This window comes from Myroides indicus, from assembly GCF_004364575.1.
Classification (GTDB): domain Bacteria; phylum Bacteroidota; class Bacteroidia; order Flavobacteriales; family Flavobacteriaceae; genus Flavobacterium; species Flavobacterium indicum_A.
This window is the reverse complement of record NZ_SOAG01000023.1, coordinates 1,544-15,594: the sequence shown is the minus strand read 5'-3', so window position 1 is coordinate 15,594 and position 14,051 is coordinate 1,544. Positions and strand designations below refer to the sequence as shown.

Genomic DNA, 14,051 nt, shown 5'->3' with positions numbered 1-14,051 from the left:
GAAAAACTTTTTTGTATTTTTCTCTCTTGTTTTTTTTATCAAGTTATGGTTTTGACCGTTGCGGTTGTTTGGCTTGAGGCCAGCTTTCTCTTTCTCCATCTGCATTTAACGGCATGATTCTCTTTTCCCTTGGCATTAATTCGGCTTCTTCGCTTGCTTTATAAGCTAAAATAGCGATTAAAATAGCATTGTTCTGCACATCGTCAAAAACAATTTTATCATATGTATCTTTGGTGGTATGCCACGTGTATTGTCCGTAACCCCAGCTTAGTGATCCCAACATAAACGCGGGAATATCTTTACTGACAAAAGAAGAATGGTCGGAACCTCCCGCAGAGGGCAACCCGGGAAAATAGGTTTTAAGTTCTTTTTTATAAACCTCAGGTACAGCGTGGAGCCAATCGCCCAGATATTGATAAGCACTTGTAAAACCTTGTCCGGAAATATTGACAATACGCCCTGTTCCGTTATCCTGATTAAACACTACCTGTATTTTTTCCAACAATTCCGGATGATCAGCCACAAAGGCTCTTGACCCGTTAAGTCCTTGTTCTTCACTCCCCCAATTCCCTATTAAAATGGTTCGTTTGGGGTGTGGCAAAACTGCTTTTAAAATTCGGGCGGCTTCCATCATAGTTATAATCCCCGTACCATTGTCTGTTGCTCCGCCGGCACCATCCCAACTGTCTAAATGGGCAGATAGGATGACGTATTCGTCTGCTTTTTCTCCTCCCTTTAGCTCTGCAATAGTATTATACGTTTTAGCAACTCCCAGATCTTTGGATTGTACATCAACATTTATTCGCGGTTTTTTTCCGTTTTCTGCCAAACGGAAAAGCAATCCATAATCTTCTAAGGATAAGTCAACCGTAGGAATTTTTTGGGTTTCTGCTCCAAAAATCCGATTCGCTCCCATTACTCCCGTCCAATAAGACATAACAATACCTGCTGCACCTGCTTTTTCCAATATTTTAGGCAGTTCTGTTGTATTATATCCCGTTATTAAAATGCGTGTGTTCCATTCTTTTTCTATACTTTCCCTCTCCTCTTTCATCTTTTCATAAGATTCGAGAGTAGCAAATTCTTTCCACTGATAGTCTGGTCTGCCCGTTGGCGGAAGAGCAGAGACCATCACATATTTTCCTTTTACAGTTGGCAGCCAGGCTTCGAATTCCGCTTTATTTGCTGCATTTATCAACACAACTGCTTCTGCTTCAACCCCGCCTTTTTTTGTAGCCGGGCTCCATGCCAGTTGCATCCCGTCTAAAGAGCGCAAACGCGGATAAGTCAGCACAATCTCACTTGTTCCTCTTTCCCATCCTTTCCACGTGCCGTATTCTTCGTTTCGGGCTTCGAGTCCCATATTCTGATATTGATCCACTACCCAGTCATGTGCCTGCTTCATCTGAGGTGTTCCCACCAAACGCGGACCGATGACATCTATCAATTCAAAGGCGTAATTTTTTAATTGTGAGTGTTCTGTTCCTTCTTTTATAATGGCACTGATAACAGCATCTTGAGTTTGTGCAAAAGAAAAACCCGCTACAAATACAGTAAGCGACAGTGTGGCTTTTTTTAAATAATTCATATTTTTTGGTTATGCATTTTCACGTCCTAAAAGCAAATATAATGAAAAACAAAAAGGACTCCTGCGCAATTGCAAAAGCCCTCTTTTATGAAATATATCAACTTACTACTTATCCCTATTTTGTTCGCCGTGAGCTCCTCTTCTGTGTTCCACGATTTCAAGGTTTTCATCAACGAAATAAGCACTTCCAAAACCGTTTACATAAGATCCTTTTATTGGCTTTAAATCAAACAGCACAAAATCGTTTAAATCGCTCAGCACTTCTACTACTTTTCCGTGTCGGTCTTTTAAATCCTGAATTGCTTTTTCGTATAAAGCTTCTGATTTGTCTACTAAAACAGCGTTAGCTTCAACCGTTAAACGATCTCTGGCATAGATTTGTTTTACATTGCTCTCATCTTCAATAAACATCAAAGACACTGTTTTTCTGTCTTTTAAATTTTTGGTATGTTTGGCAATAAACGAAACTAATATCTGAAAACTATTATCTACTTTAGCGTAAGGCGCATAACTCACCAACGGAGATCCGTCTTCGTTTAACGTCGCCATAACAATTGATTTACAGCCTTCTATCAATTCTTTTACTTTTGGTGCTTTGGGTTTAACCTTGGTTTGGTCAAGCGCCGGTTTTATAGTTTGTGTATCCATTTTAAAATATTTATTACGACGCTAAAGTAACAATAATTTAAACTAAATAAAAATAAACTCGTTTAAAATAGGTTTATTTGTGTGCTATTATTTTTACTCTGATGCTTTTTCTTCATTCTGATCAAAATTCCGAAGAGGACTGAGTGTCAAAAGAGTAGAAGACAAATGTCTGGTTAAATTAAAACTCAGTAATAGAGCGATAAGCAAAAATAAACTTATCAAAATTAAAACAACCGCAAATGCCAAAGTATAATCAACCGTATTTGCGATGCCGAAAAATACGCTTCCTATTGCTGCCACACCAAAGGCAGAGCCTATTTGCAAGCCACAGTTTACCACACCTGATGCTAAACCGGCAAACTGAACCGGAATATTACTCAAGCTCAATCTAACCACAGAAGCTAATGTCAATCCCATTCCACATCCTATTACAAATAAATTAAATTTAAAAAAGAATGAGCTAAAGTTATAAAGTGTGTACAGCAATAATAAAAAACCTAAACCATATAGTATCAAACCTAAGGATAAAACAGCCTGTTTAAAAAAGGCACTCATCATAGAAGAACACAACGACATAACAATAAAACCTATTCCAAATGGGATTATAGCTTTGCCAGCTTCCATACTTGTCCAATGTGAATTTTCTTGCAGATAAATTCCCAGTACGAGATAGAATACTCCGCTTGCATAATACAGAAAGCTCACTATCACTCCCAGCTTTAAATTTTTAAACTTGAAAATATCAAAGTTGACTAATACGCTCTTATCTTGTTTTTTTCTCTTGTTTTCCACTCGAAAAAACAAATACAGAGATAGAGCAGAAACAAATAAATACAACACAGTTCGGATCTGTACTCCCTGCTCGACAATTGTTGTCAGCGGATAAATAAAACTTATTAAACCAACACTTAAGAGCAATGTACCTCTATAATCCACTTGCTCTGACGATTTCGTTTCTTGTCTGGGCAATGCAATAACAGCCATGATTAAGGCGAACAATCCCACAGGTAAATTTACTAAAAAGATAACACGCCAGCCTAAGTTAAACACATTCCACTCTATCAACAATGCCCCAAGATATTGCCCTAAAGCGGCGGCTATACCAAAAGTAAAGCTATACAATGCCATCACTAATCGCTTCTCTCTTTCGTCAAATAACGCGTGTAAAATAGCTAATACCTGAGGAATCATCACTGCGCCTAAAACACCTTGCAATACTCTACCCAAAATCATGATAACCGACGATTGAGAAATTCCGCACAATACAGAAGAGCAGATAAATCCTGTTAATCCAATTACAAATATTTTCTTTCTTCCGTAAATATCCCCAAAACGACCTCCGGATATTTGAAATACGGCATAAGCACAAGTATAAAAAGAAACAATCATTTGCAATTCGCTGCTACTTGATTTTAACGAGTGCTGTATGGAGGGCAAAGCTAAATTAACAATATAAAAATCCAACGGAGAAAGTACAGTTGCCAACAAAAGAAAAAGCAATATGTACCATTTATTTTTAAACATCATAAAATATATTTTAAAATGTTAACGAAGCTAGAGTTCAGTTAAGCATATTTATTATTTTACAAAACTCTAAAACAAAGTACATGGATATACAACGCTTTCAGGTCAAAAAACCACGCAAAAAGAAATATTATAACCCCCTAAAAACCATTTTACTTCCTTACTATTTAAAATAAATATAAATAACTACTTTTGGGTTATCAAATCAAATGAGGTATGCTAAAGACAAATTCCCGAACAAACTTAAACATCAATAAATACACGATAGAAGGTCAAAACTATACTATGAAAATTACTACTATTGATACTTCTGTTGCAAAAATTAAACACGGTGTTTATAGGGCTGAAGCAAATTTTCATCACACCGTACTCCCCACTCAAGAATCCATCTTAACCTGCAACTGTATACAGGGAAGCAGTATTACATTGAATCACGAGAATTTAGACATACACGAACAGGGCGCTTTGCTTTTTAAAGAAAACACAGTTCCTTACGAGCACATTATGAAAACGAATAAAAACAACAGAGGAGAATTTATAGAAATTGCCGTAAGCAAAAGTTTTATCAAAAATCTGTTTGAAGAAGAAAAAGACTACTTAGATGAACTGTTGGAAAACAACTCACCAAAACTAACCTTTGATCTAAATATCAATACAGTACAAGTATTAAAACAACTAATTTCAAATCCTTATCAAGGCAAATTAGCCGAACATTATATAAACAGTAAAGTTGAAGAAGCCCATCTATTGCAATATCACAACTGGAATTACAACAAAGCACCTAAAGAACTACATTTATACAGCAGAGATGAAGAAGCACTCCGCGAAATCAAAACATATATTACAAACAACTACAATCAGGATTTCACTATACAAGAGTTAGCCCTGAGAGTAGGTATCAACCAAACTAAATTAAAAAAAGGTTTTAAAACACTCTTCGGCACTACTACTTTAAAATACATGCACGATTTACGAATGCAAAAGGCACTTGAAATGATTTATAGCAATCAATATAAAATTTATGAAATAGCAGAATTTGTAGGATACAAACACAGCCATCACTTTTCTTCTGCTTTCAAAAAGTATTACGGACAATTACCTGCCAAGGTAAAAATGTAAGACGCTTAAAGTTCACTTCAACTCAGGTATATTTATATAGTAAAACAACAGAACATCTCTTTTTTTTAATATACTTACAGCAACTGGCTCTGCCATTTTATTTCTGAATTATCCTGCTGATCGGCAAAAGAAAAATCAAATAAAAAAACCGAGAAGCTTATTCACGGTTTTATAAAACTATTTCACGGATTCCACGGTATAAAATCTCCTAAACAACGTCCTAATTTAGTTACTTCTACCTTTACCGATTGCGGATTTGGATCAGACAAAACATACATTTCTTTTAATATAAACAATGTTCTACCCAAGTTTTCTTCGGTATAACAACCGGTATTTTCATATAATACTATTGTCGAAGGCAGATAAGCATTTCCATGATTATCTTCTAAATATAAGTCGCCCGGAGATGGATTAATAGGAGTCAAATCCATTTTATAAATTTTGATATGATATTTATACTCAAACTCAATCGGTGTAACCGGAATCTGGTCTTTAATATAGTGTGCTTTTTGCTGACTATTATCTGCATAAGCAGAAAAAGACAAACCTGTGGCTAATAAAGCCAATAAAAATAACTTTTTCATAATTAAAAATTTAAAGTTTCATAAGTTAAAGCAATCACAAATATTATACCAAATCTTAAAAATAACTTAAACCATCAGCTTTTAAAATTTTATTTTAGTTCATCTTATTTACTGCCCAGCTTCATTAAGGAAGGAGTAAAAAACGAAACCACACCGACCAGAGAAATAAGCAACCCCAGAATTACAAAAGTTTGGCTGATTCCTATAAAATCAGCAATAAATCCTGTACAAAGCAAGCCCACTACAGAAGGAATCACTATTAAACTATAATATAACGAAAAAACGCGTCCCAGCATATTGGGTTTTATTTCCTCCTGAATCAATGTTGTAAAGCTTGCATTGTACAATGAGGCGGCTACACCTCCGACAGCGGTAAGAATAGCAAAAAAAATAAATTGCGCTGCCGTTAACCACCCCGACCAGCTAAAGGTAATACCAATAATAATATTCATTAAATTAATCATTACCACCTTATTGATGTTCGGTTTCCAAATTCCCAAAACACTTCCTCCCAGCAACATGCCTACACCCCATATAATCTCGATTAAACTCATTTCAAACTTATCTCCTCCAAAATGATTAATCGTCATCAAAGGAAATAAAACGGCCACCGGCATAATACAAAACATGGCTATAATGGAGTATAAAAACAAATACAATAGTCCTTTGTTGAGGTAGATTTCCTGAAAGCCAATCTTCATATCTTTCCATACCTGATCAAAACTTGCCTTTGCTTGTTCCGCAATCTCCGGGTTGGGAATATGAATAAACAGCAAAGCTGTAATAGCTACCAATGCTCCGACAATATCAAGCAACAAAACATTGCCGATAGACGAAAAACCGATTGCCAAAGCACCTAAAGCGGGTCCTGCAATACTGGATACGGATTGAATAATTTGATTGATGCCTGCAATACGCAATAATTCCGATTGAGGTGCCAGCATCGGAATTGCCGCCTGCATTGCCGGCATGTGAAAAGCGGAACCAACGGAACGCAAGCCAAGCATAGTGTAAATAAGCCATAAGCTCTCATGTCCGAGATAAAAACTTACCGACATGATTAACGTACAAAAAGCGACAAAACCATCTGCAAAAATCATTGTTTTTTTTCTATCCCAACGATCGATATAGACTCCCGCAAAAGGTCCGATCACAGCCTGCGGCAGGAGCCCTGCTATGGCAGCAAAGGCTAAAACCTCAGCGGATCCTGTTTCAAGACTAAGCCATATAATAATAGCAAAATTAACAGCAGAACTGCTGATTAATGAGATAAACTGGCCAATCCAAAGAATGGTAAACTTCTTTTTCCAAGTGTCTTGCATATTGTACAGAATACATTTTCAGTACCAAAAATAATAAAAACAGAAACATTCTTGAAGACTAAAACTAGCAATCAAAGATAAAAAGTAGGTTTTGCAATAGCTCAGGCTTACGTTGCCCAGATGATCTATATTTAAATAAAAAACAAACTACCTCATAACAAGGCAGCCTGTTTTATACATTACTCCCCGTCATACACAATTATCCAGTTCATTGCTTTTAGCTCTTCTAAAGTAAAACTATACCGCTTATCATACAGGTTTTCTAACTGTATTTCCTCCCAGCTATGTGCATCCAACGTAGATTGTTTATAAATTAATATCCAAAGATTTCTCTTTGAATCTGATTTATACAATTGAAGCCTTATATTCGATTTTTTTGGAATCTCAACAATTTAAATTCTTCATCAAATCTAAACATAATAAGAATTATTTATCGAATTTAGAGGTGTCCTAAAATAGGGAAGTCTGCATCAACACCAATATCGCCAGCATTCATGGGATTCCCAAACCTGTCAGTTCCGGTAATAACTCCCTGACGCATGCCGTTCCAAAAGTTACCTCCGGTCAATGCGGATACTCCTCCTCCACTAACAGTAGAAAAAGCAATCATATCTGCGGTATTACCTGCAAAACTACCTCCCCAATGCGTAAAATCGGAAGACAGCAGTACACGAAAAGATTCGTCGGTAGTAGGGATTCGTTCACCAGCGGGAGAAACTTTTACCTAACTTAGTTTTTTATTAAAAAGTTATCAAGAACCTCATTTTGGAATAAAACCAAATCATACTTCCTACTTTTCATATTATAATTAAAAATTTGGTAAGGAAAAGAGTGGTAATAATATACAATATAATCAATGTAAAAATCCTCTTCATTTTTTATATCAGCAACATCAAATAAAGAATGCAAATATTGAACTAAATATTGTTTATTTTTAATTTTATTTTCCACATTTTGTAAAAATACATTAGTCTTATCACTAAAAATTTTACTTTCATGTAATAACTCAGATCCTCTGTAAAACAAGTTTGCCTTACTTTCAAGACTTTTAATGTCCAAACTATCTAAATAATCATAATAATTATGTATCAACTCACATAAAACTTTATAATTATCATCCAAAATAACATCATTTTCTACTTCTTTTTGCTCTATAATATTATTTAAAAAAATCGTTTTATTCTGAATTTCATCTCCATATATCAAAAACATATTATCCAGCTGCAATTTATTATTATCAATTTCTTTATTACATGAAATATAAACAAATGATAGTAGCAACATCACTACTTTTAGATAAAAGCTTCGTTTCATTTAAAGATTTGAGAGATTAAAAATTTTTATTACTCATTGTTTAAAAAACAAATAATTTCATTTTTAATTAATAATATATTTCGTTTACGATTTTTTATTAAAAAATTAAATGTTTTATAAGGAGCACCATTATAATAATAGTCTAAATAATTAAAGTAAATATTTTCTTCACTTTTTACATCATCTACACTTAATAATAAATTAACTTTCTGTCTAATAGACTCATCTTTTATAATATTAATTATTTGAGTATTAAAAGCGGCACTCTTTTTTAGAAAAAGTTTTCCTTGAACATTAATTTCATTGTCAGTAAAAAAAAGATTTTCCTTATGTGATAAACTAAGAGAATCTATTTCAACTAAATAATTATAGTAAACATTCATATCTTTATTAACTTGAAAGTAAAATTGATGGTTTTCCTTATCTATAATACTTTTTTCTTTTCGTTGTAAATCCTCCTTAAAAAAAACACATTCTTTTTCCACGTCTTGTCCTAACGCATAAAACATATTATCTAATTGAATATCATACTTGCTATCAGTTTTTGATTCTCTGTCACAAGAATAAACACCTAATATTGCAACACATATTGCACATACAATTATTATCTTATTATTTTTCATTTTTATCTTTTTTTAATATATAGCCAGGAGAAGTAATTCCCATTGGATTTTTAGATTTAACAAAAATAGTATCATTATTTTGTCTAATTATAATTGGCTTGTTTTGATTATTTGTCCATAACCCGAAAGCAGTACTAAAATACTGAAAAAGTCCTAATATCCCTCTATCGGTTTTTGCTCCAGCGCCATTTATTCCTATCATATCACTTGCATCAATGCTTTTATGTTTTCCTTGTATGTTGTGTCCGCTCCCGCTATCTTCATAACCTCCACCCCAAATTTTGAATCCACCTAATCCGCCTGCAAAATCATTATTCTTAAACCAATCAACAAAATGATTGTAACCCGAATTCTGAGCATTTTTTTCAATATCCAGTAATAATTTTTCTATAGAAAAATCTCCATATTCTTTTTGTCCTCCTTTTCTTGAATTAACTTTATCCGCCGGCGGATCTTGATCTTTCGGAACAGCCATATGCATCAAATGGTTTAGTCCCGTGGTAATAACTCCCTGCCGCATACCACTCCAAAAGTTACCTCCGGCAATGGAAGAAGATAAACCTCCACTTAATCCGCCTGAAGCGTACATCGTCGCTGCAAAATACGGAGAATCTTTAAATAATCCTCCGCCTTTCATCTTTATATTACCCGTAGAGCTAATAGCACTGCCTACCAAAGAGCTCACCGCACCGGATGCTAAACCAGAAATAAACTTACCGCCTTCTATTTCACTCATTATTCCTCCCGAGATGCCGTGCATACCTGCTTGCGCCGCAAAAGCAGCATTGCCAAAATACGTTGACACACTGCCTATGCCAAAGCTGATGGCTCCGCTAACTATAACCAGTACAAGAAAGTATTATTCATCACAAGAAATTGAGAGAGACCAATTAATAATTAATTAATTATGGAATCTCTTTCACTATTTGGTATTAAAACCAAAAGCCCTCTAGTTTTATCATTTATTCTTATTTCACTTATCTGCCCATCAATATTTATATATGCTTTCATTAACGGAAGCTCTTTCTTCAAGACTTTAATTTTTCTTTTTTCATTTAATTCATCTAATGATACAAAAAAAGCATACAAATCAGAATTAACGTCTATCTCATGCATTTTACATTTAAAACTAAAGGAATTTCCTTGTATTAATGCATAAAAATCTCCTATCCCTATATCTATTTTATATTTTTTATTGTTGTATTCTATCCAAAAATCTAAGATGCCTTCATTATCCACTGTTTTTAATATATTTCTATGTATCATTGAATTTGGTTTATCAATGGAAAATAAAATAGAATTTCGATAAATACTTTCCTTGTCTAAATAGTAAAATACTATATCTGTCATATTTAAGTTTTCTTTATCTTCTTTAGTTGTAATAGCTTCAAGATCAAAATTAAACTCATAATTTTGACGTTTATTTATACAACTTACCATAAAAATTATTAAACAAAATAATATCAGTACTTTTTTCATCTTTTTACTACAATTGTTTTGATTTATATAATTCTACAGATCTACGATAATTTGATGTAGTACTGTCCCAAGATGGTAACTTTTGTTGATAATTTATAGCTCTCAATTCTGCTCTTGATCCACTAATGCTTTGCATACCACGAAACCCATTATTAAATTTACTTTTGAATCCAAGATTATCTAAATAATGTTTATATTCATGTCCAATAGAATTGATAAAATTATATTTATTGTCTAACACTTGATGGAATCTACCTCTTAATAGATAAAATTTAGAATTAATATCTACTGAACTACTATTATAAGTAAGTGTTACTGACATTAAAGTGTTCTCGGTTAACCCTGCATTATACATCGCTTGCTTACTTATAAAATTCTGCGGATCTAAACTAAAAGTACCACCATTATAAATTGACAATTGATATTCGGAAGAATAATAATCAACAATTGTTTTTGCAGCATCTAAATCATTAGAAAAATTAAAATCTGATAATAAATGTATCTTGTTTTGACTTAATATTTGAATTTCATCATCATCGGTATTAATTAATCTTGCTTTTCCATTTCTTATTTCCCATAAATCATCTCTAACCATATGCATCAAATGGTTTAGTCCCGTGGTAATAACTCCCTGCCGCATACCGCTCCAAAAGTTACCTCCGGCAATGGAAGAGGACAAATCTAGACATGCTAAAATCAGAAGATTTTAAACAACGACTAACACTCTGCAAAATATGGCTGTAATAGTATTAATATTAGTTTTCCAATTTTAAATCTTTCAAATCATCAGCTAAATATTTAATAAATTTTTGTACTAAAATATCATCTTCATAAAAATCTTCCAAATTACATTCTTTTATAATCTTACCTTCTTTCAATATATAATATTCTAATTGGTTATATGCTAAATAAAATTCAAATAAAAAATCTAAATACTCAAATTTTATCTGTAGAGATGTAACAGGCTTCCCTAGATATTTACCAAATAGTCCTTCATACATGATTGTTCTATAAGAAAAACATTCTATTTTATCTACGCAAAACAAATTAGACAGCCTTTCTAAACATAATATTTGTAATTTAAACAATTCTGTTAGTGTACTTTTATCTATAAATGGTAGCATTTTTAAATTATTTTTTAATATTGGGAATCTTACCTAGATCAATATCAATCCAATGTTTTTTGTTATTACCGTATGTAGCTCTAAATACTTGTGGGTTTATTTTTTAAAGGCACCGATTGCGAATCCAATCCATCTGAGGTAAATTATTATCGAAGTTCATTCCATTTTTTTAAAAATTCAGATTCATTAATTACTTCAACATTAAATAATTTAATAAAATCTTTAAATTTTAAATTATTATCCGTCCAATATCCATAGTTTTCTTTATACGGCATTTTAAGAATAACATTATTATTGGAATCTATCCCAATCTCTCTATTCGGGAAATCTTCTTCATTTTCAAATTCCAATAACCAAATAGAAACACTATCAATCTTATCATCAAAATCGGGATTTGCTTTTGGAAAAATAGATGTTATCGCACCTATAAATATTTTTTTAAAAGTACTTAAAGGTTTTTTTTTACGATTAGATATTACTTCTTTAAATTTTATATACTTCATTTTTATTATTTTTTCCACCAATGAAAATGTCCTGCATCCTTTACCCTCCAACTGTTACCAGGTAATTTTGTTTGTCTAAAACTTTTATTTAAATTTTGTAGAGTTGGATTTCCTATTTTTTTCCAATAATTTCCTCCTGATCCCCATCTAGTACTAACGGTTTTAAAACCTCCTTCAATACTATAAGAGGATCCTGTTCTAATCCACTGTTTTAAACCACCAGTTAAAACAGTAAACTCTTTACTTAAGTAAGACAATCCACTACCTAATATTTTTCCTCCTGCGTATAATTCAAAAAAAGTATTATCTTGATTAATTGCACCACTTGCCATTCTAAACCTACGAATCCCAAATTCTTCAAGCGGCAAAGGAGAAGTTTCGCCAACCTTTTCCCAATATCTTACTTCTACATCTGTAATATCTAAAATACCTCCATCGCTGTCATATTTAATATCCATTACATCACCTCCATTATCATTAATCTTATTTCCGTATTCGTCATAGCCATTATCAGGAACAGCCATATGCATCAAATGGTTTAATCCCGTGGTAATAACTCCCTGCCGCATACCGCTCCAAAAGTTACCTCCGGCAATGGAAGAAGACAAACCTCCACTTAATCCGTCTCCTCTTCCTTTAGAAGTAAATCTACTGCTTTCATACGAATCTTTACTTAATTCTTTTTAGATTCAATTAACAAATTTTCTATTTGTAGTCCGGTTGCCAGATAAAATGGTTCCTGTATTTTTTGCTCGGATTTCGGTAAATGACTTGTCTATGTACGCTTGTTTATTCATCGGTTACATCTTCTTACATTAAAGATTATTGAACTGCAAGGTAGTTTATAGAAGTGTTTTTTTTGATTATATTTATTATTGTAAGGTGTTAAAAGTAATCGCTATCTGTAATAAGGACATAGCTCACACTGAAAAATCGTTGAAGTATTATAAAAGTTTTTTTAAAGAAGGCTTTCTTTTAAACAAAAGCCTTCTTTAACTACATCAAAAGTAAACGATTTGAAATATATTTTTTTAATTAAGATACTTAGTAATTTGTGCATTATAAATATCTTTTGAAATTACTTTATTTTTATACTTTCTTTTTAATTCATCTATTTGCTTTTTATATAGAATTTTTTTTATTTCCTTAGGTTCCATTTTATCTTCTGAGATATACGAAATACTATCTATTAGATTACGAAACTCATTGTCTGAAATGAAAAATTGTTCTGAACTCAAGAATTGAAAAATAAAACCATAATTATCATACATATCATCCTTAAAAAAAATATTTTGATTTTCTTCATATATATATGCATTTGCTATTTCATTAGCATATTTCCTATCATAAGACTTTCTCTTTATAGATAAAAAAACATCCCGAATATCACTAAAACATATTTTCATGTTTCCTAAAATTTTTTAATATATTCTCTTGTTCCATCCCAAAGTACTTTCAAACGTCCCCCAGCAGCATTAAATTCTCTGTGCAAAAATTTATTTGAAGCATTATAAGTATCGTGGAACCATTGTACAGTTTTTCCTTCCATATTTAGATATTTTGTATAAACTGTTCTCCCATTACGCCCAGCTACTTCTGCCGTATATTTCCAATATTTAACTCCCACTTTTTCAACAGTAGTAATGGTATTAGGACCAAATTTACGTCCCATTTTGGCAAGCCATTTACCTCCTTTTATCGGACCACTTCCAAAATATTCCAATCCTCCTGCTGCTCCAATAACTCCTGGACGATTTGTAAAAATTCTTTCATATATTGACAGCTTATTGTATTCCTCTATTGTTGTCCCCCAATCCTTTAATTCTGCAATTTCTAAATTAGAATTATTAACAGGTGGATCCTGATCTTTCGGAACAGCCATATGCATCAAATGGTTTAGTCCCGTGGTAATAACTCCCTGCCGCATACCACTCCAAAAGTTACCTCCGGCAATGGAAGAAGACAAACCTCCACTTAATCCGCCTGAAGCGTACATCGTCGCTGCAAAATACGGAGAATCTTTAAATAATCCTCCGCCTTTCATCTTTATATTACCCGTAGAGCTAATAGCACTGCCTACCAAAGAACTCACCGCACCGGATGCTAAACCGGAAATAAACTTACCGCCTTCTATTTCACTCATTATTCCTCCCGAGATGCCGTGCATACCTGCTTGCGCCGCAAAAGCAGCATTGCCAAAATACGTTGACACACTGCCTATAC

16 protein-coding genes and 1 pseudogene are annotated in these 14,051 nt (G+C 33.1%); 1 reads left to right on the top strand and 16 read right to left on the bottom strand.

The genetic code is table 11. The features are described from left to right. Nucleotides 1-43 precede the first annotated feature (43 nt). From C8P70_RS10130 to C8P70_RS10120, 3 genes are all read right to left on the bottom strand, one after another. On the bottom strand, nt 44-1,588 hold the full coding sequence (locus tag C8P70_RS10130) for a M20/M25/M40 family metallo-hydrolase (protein WP_133713209.1): 1,545 nt from the start codon (nt 1,586-1,588) through the stop codon (nt 44-46). Between the two features lie 105 nt (nt 1,589-1,693). Beyond that, nucleotides 1,694-2,236, bottom strand: coding sequence for a HugZ family pyridoxamine 5'-phosphate oxidase (locus C8P70_RS10125; RefSeq protein ID WP_133713208.1), 543 nt, complete (start codon nt 2,234-2,236; stop codon nt 1,694-1,696). A 93-nt stretch (nt 2,237-2,329) separates the two neighbouring features. After that, nucleotides 2,330-3,763 carry an MFS transporter gene (locus C8P70_RS10120; RefSeq protein WP_133713207.1) on the bottom strand — a complete coding sequence of 478 codons (1,434 nt, stop codon included), beginning with the start codon at nt 3,761-3,763 and terminating at the stop codon, nt 2,330-2,332. Nucleotides 3,764-3,976: 213 nt separating this feature from the next. Between C8P70_RS10120 and C8P70_RS10115 the strand changes: the two genes are divergently transcribed. Beyond that, nucleotides 3,977-4,879 (top strand): AraC family transcriptional regulator, encoded by a 903-nt coding sequence (locus C8P70_RS10115; protein WP_133713206.1) that lies wholly within the window; start codon nt 3,977-3,979, stop codon nt 4,877-4,879. Nucleotides 4,880-5,061: 182 nt separating this feature from the next. Here the strand turns inward: C8P70_RS10115 and C8P70_RS10110 are convergent, their stop codons facing one another. From C8P70_RS10110 to C8P70_RS13815, 13 genes and pseudogenes are all read right to left on the bottom strand, one after another. Beyond that, a complete protein-coding gene (locus tag C8P70_RS10110) occupies nt 5,062-5,463 on the bottom strand; it encodes a hypothetical protein (RefSeq protein WP_133713205.1) in 402 nt (133 codons plus the stop codon). A gap of 104 nt (nt 5,464-5,567) precedes the next feature. After that, nucleotides 5,568-6,785, bottom strand: coding sequence for an MFS transporter (locus tag C8P70_RS10105; RefSeq protein WP_133713204.1), 1,218 nt, complete (start codon nt 6,783-6,785; stop codon nt 5,568-5,570). 439 nt (nt 6,786-7,224) lie between these two features. Then, nucleotides 7,225-7,395, bottom strand: coding sequence for a hypothetical protein (locus C8P70_RS13820; protein ID WP_166666217.1), 171 nt, complete (start codon nt 7,393-7,395; stop codon nt 7,225-7,227). Nucleotides 7,396-7,514: 119 nt separating this feature from the next. Further along, nucleotides 7,515-8,099 carry a hypothetical protein gene (locus C8P70_RS10100; protein ID WP_133713203.1) on the bottom strand — a complete coding sequence of 195 codons (585 nt, stop codon included), beginning with the start codon at nt 8,097-8,099 and terminating at the stop codon, nt 7,515-7,517. Nucleotides 8,100-8,128: 29 nt separating this feature from the next. Beyond that, entirely contained in the window at nt 8,129-8,722 is a 594-nt protein-coding gene (locus C8P70_RS10095) for a hypothetical protein (protein WP_133713202.1), read from the bottom strand. Further along, the gene (locus C8P70_RS10090; protein WP_133713201.1) at nt 8,712-9,527 is read right to left on the bottom strand and encodes a hypothetical protein; all 816 of its coding nucleotides are present in this window, start codon (nt 9,525-9,527) and stop codon (nt 8,712-8,714) included. Before C8P70_RS10090 ends, C8P70_RS10095 begins: the two co-directional genes overlap by 11 nt. Before the next feature lie 92 nt (nt 9,528-9,619). Then, the gene (locus C8P70_RS10085) at nt 9,620-10,201 is read right to left on the bottom strand and encodes a hypothetical protein (RefSeq protein WP_133713200.1); all 582 of its coding nucleotides are present in this window, start codon (nt 10,199-10,201) and stop codon (nt 9,620-9,622) included. Nucleotides 10,202-10,208: 7 nt separating this feature from the next. Next, on the bottom strand, nt 10,209-10,880 hold the full coding sequence (locus C8P70_RS10080) for a hypothetical protein (RefSeq protein WP_133713199.1): 672 nt from the start codon (nt 10,878-10,880) through the stop codon (nt 10,209-10,211). 76 nt (nt 10,881-10,956) lie between these two features. Further along, on the bottom strand, nt 10,957-11,325 hold the full coding sequence (locus C8P70_RS10075; RefSeq protein WP_133713198.1) for a hypothetical protein: 369 nt from the start codon (nt 11,323-11,325) through the stop codon (nt 10,957-10,959). Between the two features lie 146 nt (nt 11,326-11,471). Further along, nucleotides 11,472-11,828 carry a hypothetical protein gene (locus C8P70_RS10070; protein ID WP_133713197.1) on the bottom strand — a complete coding sequence of 119 codons (357 nt, stop codon included), beginning with the start codon at nt 11,826-11,828 and terminating at the stop codon, nt 11,472-11,474. 5 nt (nt 11,829-11,833) lie between these two features. After that, complete coding sequence (locus C8P70_RS10065) at nt 11,834-12,436, bottom strand: hypothetical protein (protein WP_133713196.1); 603 nt, start codon at nt 12,434-12,436, stop codon at nt 11,834-11,836. Between the two features lie 423 nt (nt 12,437-12,859). After that, a complete protein-coding gene (locus C8P70_RS10060; protein ID WP_133713195.1) occupies nt 12,860-13,234 on the bottom strand; it encodes a hypothetical protein in 375 nt (124 codons plus the stop codon). Between the two features lie 5 nt (nt 13,235-13,239). Next, a pseudogene (locus C8P70_RS13815) lies at nt 13,240-14,051 on the bottom strand (hypothetical protein); the annotation flags it as partial.